Raw genomic sequence first — 16356 nt, forward strand, 5'->3', positions numbered from 1 at the left:
TCACACCATGAAGAGAACGTAACGCGCCCCGCGTTCCTGCGGAGTCACGAAGCTGCTTGGCCCGAAAAGCTGGTAGCGCAGGCAATCCCCGGGCGTGAGACTGTAGCTTCGCCCTTCGACGGTGACCTCCAGAGCCCCCTCCAGCAGATAGAGGTGATGCTCCATGCCTTGCCGCGGCGGCCCGTCATAGTCGAGCCGGGTCGCAGGCTCGAGCTGGCACTCAAGCGCCTCTCCGGCCAGATTGGTGGCTGGCGGCGAGACCGAACGGCGGAGAAAGCCCGCCTCCGTGTCGTTCCAAACCGGCTGTTCCGCCTGCCGCACGACTGGCGCAAACCCCTCTTCCACCATCAGCATCAATCGTGACAGCGTCATCCCGTAAGCCGAGCAAAGCCGTCCGAGCACGGCCGTGGTCGGGCTGGTCTCGCCATTTTCCAGCCGCGACAGGGTCGCGCGGCTGACCTCGCTGCGCGCCGCCAGTTCATCAAGCGACCAGCCACGCTCGCCGCGCAGCGCCTTCAGCCGCTGGGCAATCAATTGATCGACCGAATCCGCCATGTTCCGCGCATCTCTCATAAAGGAGAATATTTCCCAAATATGAGATGCAGTCAAGTGGCCGGGCTGTAGACTTACCTGTTATGCCTCTGCGGTTGGAAGGTGCTGAACCAGTCGTTCCACTGCCTGGTCCGCGGCATCCTGAAACGGCTCCAGCACCAAGTCCGCGCCCGCAGCGATCAGTGCCGGCACTTCCTGCGCCTTGTGCGAAGTCAGCGCGATCCGCCCGCCGTATCCGCTGGCCCTCAGCGCGCCGACAAGCTGCAGTCTTGCATCGTCATGCGTGACACCGGTCTCATGGGCCGGCGTCGAAGATACCACGATACCGGTATGTTCCAGCGGCAGCGACGCCAGGAATTCGGCATCGCTGGCATCCCCGAACTCGGCGTCCATGCCCAAGGCCCGCGCCTGTCGCACGGCCTGCGGATTGAAGTCTATGCCCAGAACCTTCGCGCCTGTCGCAGCCAGCCGCGCCCCTATCGCCGTGCCAAAGCGGCCGAGCCCGAAAAGGATGACGTCGTAGCGTGTACCGGTTGTCGAATCCGCTGCCTGCTCGCGATGCGACGTCCGCCGCTCGAAAGGCCACAAGAGCGGTTCGCAAAGTGCGTAGAGCCGGTGCGAATAGGTGATCATGTAGGTGGAAAGCGCGATGGTCACGATGCCGATCAGCGTGACGAGCCCCAGTATCGAGGCATCGAGATGGCCGAGTGACACCCCCATGGCAATGAAGATCAAGGAGAACTCGCTGATCTGCGCCACCGTCAGGCCATCCAGAAATCCGGTGCGCTTGCGAAATCCCATCGCTCCCATGATCGCAAGGACGACGAGCGGGTTGCCGACAAGCACGAACAGCGAAAACAGGAACGCGGCCGGCAGGTCGGAACCGAGCTGCCCGATGTCGAGCCCCGTGCCCAGCGCGATGAAAAAGAACAGCAGAAGGAAATCCCGCAGCGGTGCCAGCCGGGCACCGATCGCGTCGCGAAACCGTGTCGAGGCGAGCGCGACGCCGGCCAGCAGCCCGCCGAGTTCCTTGCCGAAACCCGCCGCCTCCCCGATTGCCGCGAAGCATGCAGCTAACGCGATCGCGTAACAGATCAGCAGTTCGGGCGCGCTTGCCATGCGCTCGGTCAGGGGGTCTGCGATAAAACGGACGAAAACGAGCACGAAGGCCACCAGCACGACGCCGCTTGCCACGACGCGAAGGATCGCGCCTACACCGCCGGCCTCGCCGCCGCTGGCCGTCCCCACGCCGACGGCGGAAAGCACGATCATCGCGAGCACGACCACCAGGTCCTGCACGATCAGGAAGCCGAGCGCGACCTGTCCATGCAGCGAATCGATCTCGCGCTTGTCGGACAGAAGCTTCACGATGATGATGGTGCTCGAAAACGTGAGCGCCACGGCGATGTAGAGGCTGTCCGTCGGCGAATATCCAAGCGCCAGACCGATGGCAAAGCCGATCACGGAGGTGAACACCACCTGCCCCAGGCCCGTCGTCAGCGAGACGACGCCCAGCGAGCGGATCAGCTTCACGTCGAGCTTGATGCCGACCAGGAAAAGCAGCACCGCCACGCCGAGCTCGGCGAGCAGCTCGATTTCGGCATGCGAGCGTACGAGGTCGAATGCCGAAGGCCCTGCCGCAAGCCCGACAGCGATGAAGCTGACGATCAGCGGTTGGCGCAGCAGCACACCGACCAGCCCCACCGCCGCGGCAACGGCAAGCAACAGGGCGATTTCGCCGAAGGCGGAATACTCCATGGTCATGTCCATTTCTTTGCCCGTGGGCCGTTTGTCGCAACTAAGCCAAAGGCTGGGGCAGCTTTTCGAAGGTGCCGAACTGAAACTGCTGCACCGCGCCCCATGGCGTCGTGTGCTCATTCCTGCGTGTCGAGATCAGCGAGAACCCCTCGCCCAGAACCGCCCGAAGGCTCGCCGCGTCGTGACGCGCCACCGGCAGGCCGCTGCATTTTTCGGGACCGTCTAGCGCAAAAGTGCCGATCACGGCCCTGCCGCCCGTCTTCAAGGCGCGCGCCATCACCCGCATGTAGGCTCGCTGGTCCTCAGGCGCAGTCAGGAAATGAAACGCGGCACGGTCGTGCCAGAGGTCATAGGGCCGCTTCGGCTGCCATTCTGTCACATCTCCAGCGACCCATTCGACATTCCCGGCGCCGGCCAGCCTCTTCTTTGCGGTCTCGAGCGCTGCTGGTGAGAGATCGAGTACGGTAACGTGCGTCTGCTCGCGCGCCACCAACGCGTCGACGAGGCGCGCCGTGCCGCCGCCAATGTCGACGACAGCCATCTCGGGCCGCAGGCCGGCCTCGCCGAGCAAAACCAGCGATAGCGCCGGGGCGTCTTCGTGCCAGCTTAGCTGGTTCTCTTCCTTGCTTGTGTAGACCCGCTGCCAATGCGCCTGTCGCTCGCTCATGGCCCCTCTCCTGTTACGCCTAGCTACCGCCCGAAATCGACTTTGCACAAGGCATCCTTCGCTCGAATCGGCTATGTTGCCCACTAGGTGCCGCCCGCGCCTCCACCCTCCCGACGGGGAAGCATTTTTCATGCAGGGCGACGAACCCTCGAACCGACTGGTCGAGCACCCGCATAAGGAGGGATTGCAGGCATCGCTCGCATCAGGAGGTTTTGTCCGATGATCCTTTCGGCACCGATTTATCGTCTCAAACGCAACGCGCGGCTGTTGGCGCGGGAGCAACGCATTCCACTTCACGCCGCCCTCGACAGGGTCGCTCATCGCGAAGGCTATTCAAGCTGGAGCCTGCTTGCCGCCCGTGCGGCCAGGCCGGCGGCGGGATTATCCGCGCGGCTGAACGCCGGCGATCTTGTCCTGCTGGGAGCGCGGCCCGGTCAGGGCAAGACCCTGCTCGGCCTCGAGCTCGCGATCGAGGCCATGAAAGCGGGACGCCGCGCCTTCTTCTTCTCGCTCGAATACAACGAACGCGACGTAATCGACCGGTTTCGCGCATTGGGCACCAACCCGTCGCTCGATGCGGACCTCTTTGTGTTCGACGGCTCGGACGGGATTTGCGCCGACCACATCATCGCCAGGCTGGCAGACGCGCCGCGCGGCACCCTTGCGGTGATCGACTATCTGCAACTGCTGGATCAGAAACGCACCAACCCGGAACTGGCGGTGCAGGTAGCGGCATTGAAATCCTTCGCAGATCGGCGAGGCTTGACCATTGCCGTTCTTTCCCAGATCGACCGTGCCTACGACCCGGCAGAAAAACCTTTTCCAGATGCCGCTGACATCCGGCTACCGAACCCGCTCGACCTGACGCTGTTCGACCGGATGTGCTTCCTGAACGCCGGTCGCATCCACCTCGGGGAAACAGGCCGAAGCTGACCAGCCCGTCTCATGCCCGGCCGCCTTGGACGAGCGCTATGGCAGCCAATGCCAGCGACAGGCCGGAGGCAACTGTTCGAACCTGATTCCAGAACTGCCAGCGTTCGGAATAGTCCTGCCAGATCGTCCGGGCGGCCTCGATGTCGTCCGGCACGGCAATCACGGCCAGAGCCTCGTTCATCGGCACGTTGACGCTCATGGTCAGAAACAGCCCGAAGACGAGATAGACGAGCGCCGCCGCAACGAACCAGCCTGCCGGTACTTTGCGCCTGCGCAGGAAAAACACGGTTGCGGTGACCGCCAGCACGACCGGCGTCAGAAAGAAGGCGGGAAAGAACACGGCATTGCGCACCGAGCCGTTCATCGCCTGCATGGCCGCAATAGCAACGCGCGGATCCGTCGCGTCCAGCCCCCACATCGTGGAGCAGACCCACGCGTAGAAAAACCCGAAGATCGCGCCGCAGAACAGGATCGACACGACGGCAAGTGTGGTTTCGGTCCTCGACATGACAGCCTCTCCAAATCCGTAAATTTATGTACGCCTTTACCGAGACGTATAGTCGTGTACGCTTATTGTCAATGAGAAAGCGGGGATCTTGATGCGTGACGAAGCAAGGGCCGAGCGCCAGGCCGAGATCGAGGAGGCGGCATATCGGGTGGTTCGCGCGCGCGGCTATCGCGGCGCGTCGATGCTGGCCGTGGCCCGCGAAGCCAAGGCTTCCAACGAAACGCTCTATCGCTGGTATGGCGATAAGCGGGGTCTGTTTCGCGCCATGGTCGAAAGCAACGCCGAAGCGACGCGAACGGAGTTGAAGCGTGCACTCGACCGTGGCGCCGATCCTCTGGAGAGCCTGGAGACGATCGCGCCGATACTCCTGTCGATGCTCCTCGGCGAGCGCGCGATCTCGCTCAATCGGGCCGCGGCGGCCGACGAAAGCGGCGAGTTGGGCGCGGCGCTGGCCGCAGGCGGGCGCGACTCGGTCCTGCCCTTGATCGAAGAGTTGATGCGCCGGGGTCTAACGAACCGCTCGATCGTCGCGCCCTCTGCCCGCACGGCTGCCGAATGGTTCATCAGCCTGCTGATCGGCGACCAGCAGATCAGGCGCGTCATCCATGCCGTACCGGCGCCTTCGAAGGCTGTCGTAAGCGCGCGGTCGGAAGAAGCGCTGCAGGCATTTCGCAAACTCTGCAGCGGCTGATCGCTCGGCTTGTAGCGTTTTCGCCGACAGCCCTGTGCCGCAGTGCGCCATCGGACTGGTCAAAAATGCTGCAAGTGCTAAGTGGCTATCGCAACGGTACTGTGCGCAGCAGTTCGCATGAAGCGGAGACGGATGCATGAAACACAGGGTGGTCGTCGTCGGAGCCGGATTTGCCGGTCTGCAGCTTGTACAGGGTCTCAAGGGCGCGGGCTGCGACATCACCTTGATCGACCAGCGCAATCACCACCTGTTCCAGCCCCTGCTCTATCAGGTTGCCACGACGCTGCTGGCAACCTCCGAGATCGCGTGGCCGATCCGCCGGGTGATGCGGTCTCGCGAAGACGTCACAACCCTGCTTGCCACCGTCACTGGCGTCGATCGCGTTGCGCGCGAGGTGGTCCTGGACAGCGGCACGCGCATTCCCTTCGACACGCTGGTCGTCGCGACCGGCGCGCGCCACGCCTATTTTGGCAATGACCACTGGGAGGCGGACGCACCTGGCCTGAAGACACTGGAAGATGCCACCACGATTCGCCGCCGGCTGCTGCTTGCCTTCGAGCGCGCCGAACTGACCGACGATGAGGCCGAGCGGGAAGCGCAGCTCACCTTCGCCGTCGTCGGAGCCGGCGCAACGGGCGTCGAGCTCGCCGGCATCATCGCCGAGCTGGCGCACCGCATCCTGCCGCGCGAATTCCGGCATATCGACACACATCGCGCCCGGGTGCTGCTGATTGAAGCCGGTCCGCGTATCCTTCCGGCCTTCAGGGAGGATCTGGCAGACTATGCGACGCGCGCGCTCGAGCGGCGGGGCGTCGAGGTGCTGACCGGTGTCCCGGTGACCGACTGCACGGCCGAAGGCATCATGCTCGGCGACAAGCCCATTCCCTCACGTACCATCATTTGGGCAGCGGGCGTGCAGGCTTCTCCTGCCTCGCAATGGCTGGACGCCGAGGCCGACCGCGCCGGCCGCGTCAAGGTCACCGACACGCTCGCACTGCCGGACGACCCGGCCATTTTCGTGCTCGGCGATACCGCCAATGTCGAGTCCGGCGGCAGGCAGGTGCCCGGCATAGCACCCGCCGCCAAACAGCAGGGCAAATACGCCGCCAGGCTCATCCGCAGCCGGCTCGACGGAAAGGCCGCACGCGCCCCGTTCCACTACCGGCATATGGGCGATCTTGCCACGATCGGCCAGAACGCCGCCATCATCGACTTCGGCCGCTTCCAGATGAAGGGCTTGCTGGCATGGTGGGTGTGGGGCATCGCCCACATCTATTTCCTGATAGGCGGCCGATCGCGGCTGATGGTCTCGATAAGCTGGCTATGGAGCTACTTGTCCGGCCAGAACTCCGCGCGGCTCATCACCCAGAAGGAGACGCTGCGGCGTTGAGGCGACGGGTTCAGACGAACGCGATTGCCGGCACGAAATGGCACGCCATTTTCGAAAGCATCGTGGCAAGTGCCTGCGCATAGTCGCGCGTTACCTTGGGATGCGTCGGCAGCGACACCATTGAGCGCACCAGCCTCGAAATGTTGCGCGAACGGCCGCTGACACTCGAAAACGCCTCGGTCTCATGGGCGTTCGGATACACCGAAAGCCCGATATGGTAGCCGCGCTCGATCATCTGCCGGTAAATCCTGTCGCGCCGTTCGGGAGCGACGAGTATCGGATAGAAGGTGAAACACGAGCCTGCGCGCACCGCGTCGCTGGCCTCGGGCGCTACCCTGCGGTCAGCGAAGAACCGGTCATAGACCGCCGCAATCATGCGCCGGTGTGCGAGCCGCTGCCCTACCGTATCCAGCTTGCGCACGAGTTCGCCCAGCACGCCCGGCCGCGGGCGGCTCAGAACGGTTTCCTCGATCGCTTCCGTTTCGCGCCGCACGAAGCATAGCGCTTCCTGCCCACAGCCAACACGAGACTTGCGCCGGATCGCCGGGAAGGTGACTCCCGAAAAAATGCCAGGCCGCGTCGCCAGATCGTATTTCAGCACCGCCAGCATATGCTCCTTGTATTGGGCCGGCGTCAGTTCGGGGAAAGTAGCCAGTTCGTCGTTCATATAGGCCGCGATGTCCTCGCGGTCGGTCGCAAGCGCCCCGCCCCAGACATAGTTGAGCGACTTGAAGCCTGACATGCTGAAAATGCTCGCATCCGTGGTCGCGCCCATGCACCGCCCCTGATAGTCGCCTTCCAGCGCAATGGCGCAATCATCGAACAGCATCACATCCCGTTGCCTGCAAAGCTCCCTTATGTCGCCGATGCGCTCCTGATTGACGTGGTAGTGCGTGATGAGGACGCAGCAGGTCTTGTCGTCGACGACCTCTGTCAGATGGTCGAAATCGACATTCGTCGAATCCGGCAACGTATCGACGAAGACAGGCTCGCAATCTGCAAAGCGCACCATGTTGATGACATCGGGAATGGTATGCGGCAGCATCACCACCCGGCTGCGGTTGCCGGTACGTAGCCGCGCGAACCTCGCTGCAAGGTGGATGCCGGCACGGGCCCGCCCCAACGGAACGACATCGACGCCACCGCCCAGGAAGTCAGCGAGGCGGCTCTTGAACGCAGCCTCGGCATCGGCCGGATTCTCCCACAACGGGCGAAGATAACGCATCGGGTAGATAACCTGCTTGGGCGTCGCTGACATCTTTCTGACCTCGTGTTTGAATCCTCATCCTGCCGCAAAAGAGTGTGTCGGCACTTCGGCGGCGACATATCGTGCAAGACGCACGGCGAGCGCGATGGCCGAAAAGGTCGGGTTTGCCTGACCGGAGGTCGGGAAGACCGCGCTGCCCGCAACGAAGAGATTTGACGATCCGAACACACGGCAGTCGCCATCCACAACGCCGGCGCGTTGGTTCGCACCCATCCGCGCCGTCCCGATCTGGTGAACGCCGTCGGGCGCCTGCGCCAGCACGCGCGCAGCCATGTCGTGTTCCTCACAGAGCCATTCCAACTGGCCGAGCCCGGTGCGCGCAGCCCAGTCGCGAAGGAGTTGGTGGGTCCGGATGATCGGCAGCACGTCCGCCTCGGACACCCGCATGTCGATGCGCGCCCGCGGCATGCCGAGCTCGTCTTGATGATTGGAAAGGCTGATCCGCGAGTCTGGATGCGGCAGGTGCTCGGCATGATAGTGGACGCCGTAGCGCCGCCCCGCATTGCGGACATGAAGTCCCGGCAGCCGTGTATCGGCGAGAAAACGCCCGTGCACGAAGCGCGGCATGAAACGCAGCAGCTCCGGCAGCCCGGTGACCAGGTTGCCCAGATGCGGCGCGACCGCTGCGCGCGGCGTCGAGTTGCGTTCCCGCAGGTGCTCGCTGACAAGACGCCGGCCGACCGCAGGCATGCTGAGCGCGAGATAGGCCAGCGACAGCACCGCACTGCGGTGAGCCGCGTCGCGGAAGGGCGGCATGAATGGCCAGAAGGAAATGTTCGTCACATTCTCCCGGCGCTGGACGTCGTCCGAAGCGATAATGCGCCGGCGCGCGTAGCGGCCGTGCGCTCCCCTGAAAAAATCGAAGCCCGCATCGAGCGTACCGCTGGAAAGCCGCATCTGCGCGATCTCGCCGGAGAGATGGCCCATGTAATGACGCCCGAGCGGACCATCGAGGCCGCCGAAACGGCCGGGCGCAGTGCGCTGGACACCAAGCAGCAGTCGGGCGGTTTCAATGCCACCGCAGGCAACGATGAAGACCTTCGCCTTTACGGTGGCGACCTCACCGGTCCTGCGACGCACGGTCACCGACGCTATGCGGCCGTCGGTGGCGAGTTCCATGCCCGTTACCGTTGCATCCAGATGCAGGGCGATACGGCGCGAACGCATGATTTCGGCTTCATGCGCAATGCGGAAGCTCGAGGGATCGGCAAAGCGGATCAGGTTCGAGCAACGGAACGCGCGATCACCCAAGTCAACACCCGGCGGCTCGTCTTCGAAAACGGGCGGACCGCAATTGGCATAGCGACACGCATCGGCGAAATAGCGGGCGAAATCGCGATATTCGAGCGGCCAGGATGCATCGGTCAGGCCGGGCCGGCGTTCGAAGTCGATCGGATCGAGCGGCACGCAGCCGGCACCCCAAAGGTTCGACGTGCCGCCGAGACTGCGCTGGACGGCCACCATCATGTCAGCGTGCTTCGGCGTACCGACGATCTCGGCCCGCGAATGCCGGGAGGCCTCGACGCTGGCCATGTGTGCGCCGGACTCCAGCAGCGTAACGGCCTGGCCCTGGCGCGCCAGTTCAAGCGCCGTGACGATGCCGATCGGCCCCGAACCGATGATACAGATATTATGATCGCGGCCGGAAAGCCCGTCCTGCCTGTCTGCCAGCATCGCCAACCACCCCTGCCCGGTTGGCCCGTCCGGGATCGATCGTGTGGGAATCCTCTACTAGTCGCACGAATGTCCGTCGCACTGCCTCGCCTGTCGAGAGGTACGCAGGTCCGCAAATCGGAGGAAGAGCACGTCCTGACGGCAGGTCGCTACAGCCCGGTCGCCAGAGGCATTTCTCAGGCGGCGTTGCGTGCCTGATCGCCTAACCATGAACAGAAGTCCTGCGGTGCAGGCCGGGAATCCCCCTCGCGCATCAGCGCGAAATACCATTCCGGTCCGCTCAACACAGTGGAAAACGGCGCTACGAGGCGACCCTCGGCGAGAAACGGTCGAAACAACGCTGGCGATAACAACGCAACACCCCTACCTTCCAGTGCTGCATGCGCGCTCAGCTCGAATATCTGGTAGTCGACGCCGACAAACCGCAGGTCCCGCGGCGGCCGGCTTTTCGCCTCGGAAAACCAATGCTCCCAGTCGGGATGGGGCAACAGTTCGAAGTGAGCCAGGTCCTCGGGCGTGGAAAGTGTCCTTGTCCCAAGCAGCTCCGGCGCGACCATCGGAGTTACGTCCACTGGCATCAGCGGGTGTTCCTCCAGCCCGGCCCAGCCGCCCCGCCCCGTCCTGATCGCCACGTCGAAGGTATTCGGCTCGCGCACGTCCGACGACACGTCGAGCTCGATGCTGGGCCTGCCGAGCGCGGCATAGCCGGAAAGACGCGGTGCGAGCCACCGCGACACGAATGTCGGCGGCGCGGTGACCCGGAGCGCCGGCGTTGCGGCCTGAAACGTGTCGAGTGCATCCGCAATGTCGTTCAGCGCCCCCCGAACCCGGCTCGCCAGTGCCGTCGCGGCCGGCGTCGGAACGACGCGGCGACCCACGCGCATGAAGAGCGCCTGGCCTAGCTCCGTTTCGAGAGTGCGTATCCGCAGGCTTACAGCAGCCGGACTGAGGTACAAACGATCGGCCGCGGCGGCAAAGCTGCCAGCAGCGACGCACATTTCCAGCACACGCAGGGACTCCAGGGATGGCCGAATGACAAGTTTCCCTTTCGGTTACGGCAAGCAATGCGCGTTTAGGAACAAAGGCTTTCTCAGGCAATGTCAGGCGAAAGAATAGGAGTTTCGCTTTGACCCTGCAATCGCATGCCGGCGCCTTGCCGGCCGGACTGATCGACGTTTTTGCCGATGCCCCGCTGACCGGCAACCCCTTGGCCGTTGTCGAAGACGCTGATGCGCTCACCGAGGCGCAGATGCGCCGGATAGCCGGAGAATTCAATCAGGCCGAAACGACCTTCGTGATGCGCAGTGACAGGGCGGATAGGAAACTCCGCTCGTTCACGGCGGCAGGCGCCGAGGTGGGCGGCGCCGGTCATAACGCGCTCGGAGCATGGCTCTGGCTGGCCGAAGAAGGCCGGCTTGGCAGCCTGGACACGCCCCGCACGTTTCATCAGGAAATTGCCGGCGAGGTTCTGCCCATTGTGCTGGAGAAGATCGACGGACGCATCTTCGGACGCATGCGGCAATCCCGGCTCAATCTCTTTTCACCGCTCGACGAGCCCGCTGCCTTGGCCTCCGCTCTCCAGCTTCAGGCAGAAGACATACTGGTCGAACCGCGACCGCGGGTGGCTGGCACAGGCGCCGCGCACCTGCTTGTCCGCGTGCGGGATCGCACGATCGTGGATCGCGCTAAGCCGTCAGCAGAAGCGCTTCTCGATGTCCTTGCCTCGGTCGGTGGCGAAGGCTGCTACATCTACGCATTCGATCCCGCGTCACCCGATCAAGCCTATGCGCGCTTCTTCAATCCGACGGTTGGTCTGTGGGAAGACGCAGCCACCGGCACGGCAGCCGGGCCTCTGGCGGCCTATCTCGCGCGCGAAGGGCTCATGGGCGAGACGATCGAAATCGAGCAAGGCACCAAGATGGGCCGCCCGAGCATACTTCGCCTCAGGCTCGTGCCGGACCCGGAACTCTCGGGAGCCGGAGTGGTGGTGATGCGCGGCGGCCTTTTCATCTAGAGACCGGCGAGATGGGGCCGGTCTCGCCTGCACCGCACTATTCCGCCTTCTCCGCTTTGACCCAGGGCGCGATGTAGAATGGCTGCACCGCCGTCTCCTTGACGCACTGGTCTCCAAGTTTCCGCGCCGGATTATCGATGAAGGCCGCAGTCATGTCCTTCACGCAATCGCGATAGGCGAGAGCACCGTGACCGGCCTCGGCGATGAAGAAGTGCTGGGCGTTGGTCAGTCCGCGTGTGGCCTCTTTTCGCCCGCCAGACTGGAGCAAGCACACATGACGCAGGTATGCGTTCGTGCTGAAACACACCATTCCCTGAGGGCGGGCGGCACGGACCGGCCAAAGGTTTGCTGTCGCATTGGCGACGAGCGCCGGCGCCGTACTAGTCCTCGACCACCGTCATGGTCGTGTTTCCATAACGGGGCAACGGCGTGCGGAAGGCGGCCAATAGATCCAGGAAAGGCTCTTACCGGTCCTGTAGCGCCAAACGTGCGCCAAGCGCACAGTAGATGCCTCCGACAACCTTGCCTTGCCATTTCAGAACAGCCGGGTTGCGACGCAGGAAGCTGCCGAGGCACCCGGCTGCGACCGAGTACACGATTGTGCTGAAAAACCCGATTGCTGCGAACAACACACCGAGAATGGTGAGTTGTACAACCACGTGACCGTTCTCTGGCCTGACGAACTGAGGTAGGAATGCCAGGAAGAAGAGTGCTGTTTTGGGATTCAGAACTTCGGCGAGTATTGCCTGACGGAAAGCCTGCGGCGCGGTGATCGGGAGACGCCCCTGCCCAAGATCGACTGGAGCCTTGTCCAGAATAGCCTTAAAGCCCAGGTAAACGAGATAGGCTGCTCCAAGATATTTCACGATGCTGAACAGTGTCGCGGAGGCAGCAATGATCGCGGAAATTCCAGCAACGGCCATGACCGTGTGGATGATGTCGCCAGCGGTGATTCCTGCCCCCGTTGCAATCCCCACTTTCGTACCCGACGTTGTGGCGCGGGCGACTGTGAGGAGGGTTGCGGGCCCGGGAATGAAAACGAACCCGAGTACAATGAGCGAGTAGGTTATCAGCACCGTCTGGTCGATCATTTTAGCTGTCCTCTATACACCGCAGATCAGCAATCCACATTCGGCGTCTGAAAACAAGAAACATTCAGACGGTAAATGAGGCGAAGAGCGATCTGAAAACGTCTGATTTCAGGCGACAATTCGAAGACGGTGAAGCGAGGAAAGCAGAAATCGCCGGCGCCCTGCAAGACCCCGGCCTTTAAACCAGCTCCACTTCCACCACGCCCTGCACGGCCTTCATCGCGGAGGCCAGTTGCGGGGTGATGCGGTAGCGGTCGGGGAGTGCGACCTCGATCTCGCCCTGACCCTCGCCCTTGATGACGATGAAGGAGACCTGCCCCTCGCCGCGTGTGCCGAGCTGCGATGCGACGGTGCCGACCGGGGTCGCGTCGCGCAGGTAGATACGCATTTCCTTCTGGTGGCGCACGGCCTCGTCCTCCAGGGCCTGCGCGGTCTGGATGCGCAGGTTGACGCCTTCAGGCCGGTCCTCGGCCGCAACGGTGATGACGACCGAACGGCCCGGCTCCAGCACGTCGCGGAACTGCGCCAGCGTCTCGGAAAACAGCACCGCCTCGAACTGGCCGGTCGTGTCGGAGAAGTTGACGACGCCCATCTTGTTGCCGGTGCGGGTCTTGCGCTCCTGCTTCGAGGTGATCGTGCCTGCAAGCCGGCCGGCCGTCGCCCCGCGCTTCACGGCCGCCTGGAACTCCGCCCAGTTCTGCACCCGCATCTTTTCAAGCAGCGCCTTGTATTCGTCGAGCGGATGCGCCGAGAGATAGAAGCCGACGGCCGCGAATTCGCGGTGCAGTCGGTCGGCCGGCAGCCACGGCTCGCAAGGCGGCAGCACCAGCTTTTCGGGCTGCGCGCCGAGGGCCGCGCCGAAGATGTCGGACTGGCCGGAGGCGGCGTTTTCCTGAGCACGCGCAGCCATGCCCATCATCCGCTCCAGTCCGGCGAACAGCGAGGCGCGGTCGTGGCCGAAGCAGTCGAAGGCGCCGGCGGCGATCAGGCTTTCGAAGACGCGCTTGCCGACGATGCGCGGGTCGATGCGCGAGCAGAAGTCTTCAAGCGATTCGAACTGCTTCTCCTTGCGCTTTTCCACGATGTGGTCGACGGCCGCCTCGCCGACACCCTTGATGGCGGCCAGCGCGTAGTAGATGCGGTTTTCGCCGACCTCGAACGGCCGGTGCGAAGTCCTCACCGACGGCGGCACCACCTCGATGCCGAGCCGCATCGCGTCGGCGCGGAAATCGGCTAGCTTGTCGGTGTTGTTCATGTCGAGCGTCATCGACGCTGCCAGGAACTCCACCGGATAATGCGCCTTCAGATATGCGGTCTGGTAGGAGACGATGGCGTAGGCGGCGGCGTGCGACTTGTTGAAGCCGTAGTCGGCGAACTTCGCCAGAAGGTCGAAGATGAAGTTCGCCTGCGGCTTGGCCACACCACGCGCGGTCGCACCTTCGACGAAGATGCCGCGCTGTTTCTCCATCTCGGCGCGGATCTTCTTGCCCATGGCGCGGCGCAAGAGGTCAGCCTGTCCGAGCGTGTAACCGGCAAGCTCCTGCGCGATCTGCATCACCTGCTCCTGATAGACGATGACGCCCTGCGTCTCCTTCACCAGGTGGTCGATCTTGGGGTGGATCGAGGCGATCTCCTCCTCGCCATGCTTGCGGGCATTATAGGTGGGGATGTTCTCCATCGGGCCGGGGCGGTAGAGCGCCACCAGCGCGATGATGTCCTCGATGCGGTCGGGCTTCATGCCGATCAGCGCCTTGCGCATGCCCGCCGATTCCACCTGGAACACGCCGACGACCTCGCCGCGCGACAGCATCGCGTAGGTTTCGGGGTCGTCATAGGGGATCGACGACAGGTCGATGTCGACGCCGCGCCTGCGGATGAGCTTGACCGCGGTCTCCAGCACCGTCAGCGTCTTGAGGCCGAGGAAGTCGAACTTCACCAGCCCCGCCTGCTCCACCCACTTCATGTTGAACTGGGTGACCGGCATGTCGGAGCGCGGGTCGCGATACATCGGCACCAGCTCGGAAAGCGGCCGGTCGCCAATGACGATGCCGGCGGCGTGCGTCGAGGCGTGGCGATACAGCCCTTCCAGCTTCATCGCCGTGTCGAGCAGGTTCTGCACGACCGGCTCCTTCTCCACCTCCTCGGCGAAGCGTGGCTCGGCTTCCACCGCATCCTTCAGCTTGACCGGGTTGGCGGGGTTGGCCGGCACCATCTTGCACAGCCGGTCGACCTGGCCGTAGGGCATCTGCAGCACACGGCCGACGTCGCGCAGCACAGCGCGCGCCTGCAGCGTTCCGAAGGTGATGATCTGGCCGACCTGGTCGCGGCCGTACTTCTCCTGCACGTAGCGGATCACCTCCTCGCGGCGGTCCTGGCAGAAGTCGATGTCGAAGTCGGGCATCGACACGCGGTCGGGATTGAGGAAGCGCTCGAACAGCAGAGAGAAGCGCAGCGGATCCACGTCGGTGATCGTCAGCGCATAGGCGACCAGCGAGCCTGCGCCCGAACCACGGCCGGGGCCGACGGGAATCTCGTGCGCCTTGGCCCATTGGATGAAGTCGGCAACGATCAGGAAGTAACCCGGAAACTTCATCCGGGTGATGATGCCGATCTCGAATTCCAGCCGTTCGCGATAATCCGCTTCGGTGTAGCCTTCCGTCGGGCCATGCGCGGCAAGGCGCTTGTCCAGCCCCTCGCGCGCCTGGCGGGCCAGTTCTTCCGCCTCCGCCTCGATCGCTGCTTCGGCATCTGCCGCGTCCGCGCCGGTAAAGCGCGGCAGGATCGGCTTGCGCGTCTGCGTGTAATAGGAACAGCGCATGGCGATCTCGACCGTGGATTCGATCGCCTCCGGCAGGTCGGCGAAAAGCGCCGTCATCTCTGCCTGGGACTTGAGATGATGGTCCGGCGTCAGCCGGCGGCGGTCGTCGACGGCAACCACCGAGCCCTCGGCGATCGCCAGCAGCGCGTCATGCGCTTCGTAGTCGTCGGCGGCTGGAAAGAAAGCCTCGTTGGTGGCCACCAACGGCAGGTCGTGCGCATAGGCAAGGTCGATCGTCGAAGCCTCGACGGCCTTGTCGTAGCCGCGATAGCGCTGCAATTCGACATAGATACGGTCGCCAAAAGCGTTCTTCAGGAACAGAAGCCGCGCCTCGGCCTGCGCGCGGCTGTCGGCCTTGAGCATCGCACCCACCGGCCCGCGCGCGGCGCCCGTCAGGCAGATGATGCCGTCGGCAAGCGCCGGCAGCCAGTCCGCGTCGACATGCGGCGGCAGGCCCGCCGGCACGTCGAGATAGGCGCGGGAAACCAGCCGCACGAGATTGGCATAGCCGGCTTCGGTCGCGGCGAGCAGCACAAGCGGCTCCACCGCCGGGCCCTGGCGCCGGTGACCGTTATGCCGTTGCCCCTCGCTGGAAGCATCGGCAAAGGCCACGTCGAGCTGACAGCCGATGATCGGCTGCACACCGTCCTTCACCGCCTTCTGGGCGAATTCCAGCGCACCGAACAGATTGTTGGTGTCGGTCACGGCAATCGCAGGCGCCCGGTCCTTTACCGCGTGCCCGATGATCTTGCCCAGCGGCAGCGCCCCTTCCAGCAGCGAATAGGGCGAGTGAACCCGCAGGTGAACGAAGGGCCGCGCGGCCGGGGTCGCCACTGCCCCGGCAGCGCCTTGTGCTTCGCGTAGAATCGGATCGCGCGAGGGTCGTTCGGCCATTTTCATCCAATCGAAGACTCAAGGGAGGGCTGGCGCAATAGTCCCCAATTGCGCCAGCCACGTCGAGTCCCGATCGGCCACCCTGCCCGTCCGTCAACA

The 16356-nt window shown here is 63.9% G+C and carries 14 protein-coding genes; 4 read left to right on the forward strand and 10 right to left on the reverse strand.

The features are described from left to right. The 3 genes from V1479_RS12455 to V1479_RS12465 form a co-directional block, all read right to left on the reverse strand. The gene (locus V1479_RS12455) at nucleotides 1-555 is read right to left on the reverse strand and encodes a helix-turn-helix domain-containing protein (protein ID WP_368803163.1); all 555 of its coding nucleotides are present in this window, start codon (nucleotides 553-555) and stop codon (nucleotides 1-3) included. Between the two features lie 78 nt (nucleotides 556-633). Further along, nucleotides 634-2316 (reverse strand): cation:proton antiporter, encoded by a 1683-nt coding sequence (locus V1479_RS12460; protein WP_368803164.1) that lies wholly within the window; start codon nucleotides 2314-2316, stop codon nucleotides 634-636. Nucleotides 2317-2350: 34 nt separating this feature from the next. Then, the gene (locus V1479_RS12465; protein ID WP_368803165.1) at nucleotides 2351-2977 is read right to left on the reverse strand and encodes a class I SAM-dependent methyltransferase; all 627 of its coding nucleotides are present in this window, start codon (nucleotides 2975-2977) and stop codon (nucleotides 2351-2353) included. A 219-nt stretch (nucleotides 2978-3196) separates the two neighbouring features. Here V1479_RS12465 and V1479_RS12470 point away from each other — a divergent pair, with 219 nt between their 5' ends. Further along, on the forward strand, nucleotides 3197-3910 hold the full coding sequence (locus V1479_RS12470) for a DNA helicase (RefSeq protein WP_368803166.1): 714 nt from the start codon (nucleotides 3197-3199) through the stop codon (nucleotides 3908-3910). 10 nt (nucleotides 3911-3920) lie between these two features. On the opposite strand, the gene V1479_RS12475 is transcribed toward V1479_RS12470, so the two are convergent. Next, nucleotides 3921-4418: an anthrone oxygenase family protein gene (locus V1479_RS12475; RefSeq protein WP_368803167.1), complete on the reverse strand. Its 498-nt coding sequence runs from the start codon at nucleotides 4416-4418 to the stop codon at nucleotides 3921-3923. A 91-nt stretch (nucleotides 4419-4509) separates the two neighbouring features. Between V1479_RS12475 and V1479_RS12480 the strand changes: the two genes are divergently transcribed. Next, on the forward strand, nucleotides 4510-5109 hold the full coding sequence (locus V1479_RS12480) for a TetR/AcrR family transcriptional regulator (RefSeq protein ID WP_368803168.1): 600 nt from the start codon (nucleotides 4510-4512) through the stop codon (nucleotides 5107-5109). 136 nt (nucleotides 5110-5245) lie between these two features. Beyond that, entirely contained in the window at nucleotides 5246-6499 is a 1254-nt protein-coding gene (locus tag V1479_RS12485) for an NAD(P)/FAD-dependent oxidoreductase (RefSeq protein WP_368803169.1), read from the forward strand. Between the two features lie 10 nt (nucleotides 6500-6509). Here the strand turns inward: V1479_RS12485 and V1479_RS12490 are convergent, their stop codons facing one another. From V1479_RS12490 to V1479_RS12500, 3 genes are all read right to left on the reverse strand, one after another. Then, the gene (locus tag V1479_RS12490) at nucleotides 6510-7757 is read right to left on the reverse strand and encodes a DegT/DnrJ/EryC1/StrS family aminotransferase (RefSeq protein ID WP_368803170.1); all 1248 of its coding nucleotides are present in this window, start codon (nucleotides 7755-7757) and stop codon (nucleotides 6510-6512) included. 24 nt (nucleotides 7758-7781) lie between these two features. After that, complete coding sequence (locus tag V1479_RS12495) at nucleotides 7782-9440, reverse strand: FAD-dependent oxidoreductase (RefSeq protein WP_368803171.1); 1659 nt, start codon at nucleotides 9438-9440, stop codon at nucleotides 7782-7784. A 176-nt stretch (nucleotides 9441-9616) separates the two neighbouring features. Beyond that, a complete protein-coding gene (locus tag V1479_RS12500) occupies nucleotides 9617-10474 on the reverse strand; it encodes a LysR substrate-binding domain-containing protein (RefSeq protein ID WP_368803291.1) in 858 nt (285 codons plus the stop codon). 92 nt (nucleotides 10475-10566) lie between these two features. On the opposite strand from V1479_RS12500, the gene V1479_RS12505 reads away from it, so the two are divergent. Beyond that, nucleotides 10567-11454: a PhzF family phenazine biosynthesis protein gene (locus V1479_RS12505; protein WP_368803172.1), complete on the forward strand. Its 888-nt coding sequence runs from the start codon at nucleotides 10567-10569 to the stop codon at nucleotides 11452-11454. A gap of 37 nt (nucleotides 11455-11491) precedes the next feature. Here V1479_RS12505 and V1479_RS12510 read toward each other — a convergent pair whose 3' ends face one another. The 3 genes from V1479_RS12510 to dnaE form a co-directional block, all read right to left on the reverse strand. Then, nucleotides 11492-11722 (reverse strand): alpha/beta hydrolase, encoded by a 231-nt coding sequence (locus tag V1479_RS12510; RefSeq protein ID WP_368803173.1) that lies wholly within the window; start codon nucleotides 11720-11722, stop codon nucleotides 11492-11494. Nucleotides 11723-11918: 196 nt separating this feature from the next. Beyond that, complete coding sequence (locus V1479_RS12515; protein ID WP_368803174.1) at nucleotides 11919-12545, reverse strand: LysE family translocator; 627 nt, start codon at nucleotides 12543-12545, stop codon at nucleotides 11919-11921. A gap of 178 nt (nucleotides 12546-12723) precedes the next feature. Then, nucleotides 12724-16257 (reverse strand): DNA polymerase III subunit alpha, encoded by a 3534-nt coding sequence (gene dnaE, locus V1479_RS12520; protein WP_368803175.1) that lies wholly within the window; start codon nucleotides 16255-16257, stop codon nucleotides 12724-12726. Nucleotides 16258-16356: the final 99 nt, after the last annotated feature.

It is taken from the genome of Neoaquamicrobium sediminum, assembly GCF_040970315.1.
In the GTDB taxonomy this organism is placed as follows: domain Bacteria; phylum Pseudomonadota; class Alphaproteobacteria; order Rhizobiales; family Rhizobiaceae; genus Aerobium; species Aerobium sediminum.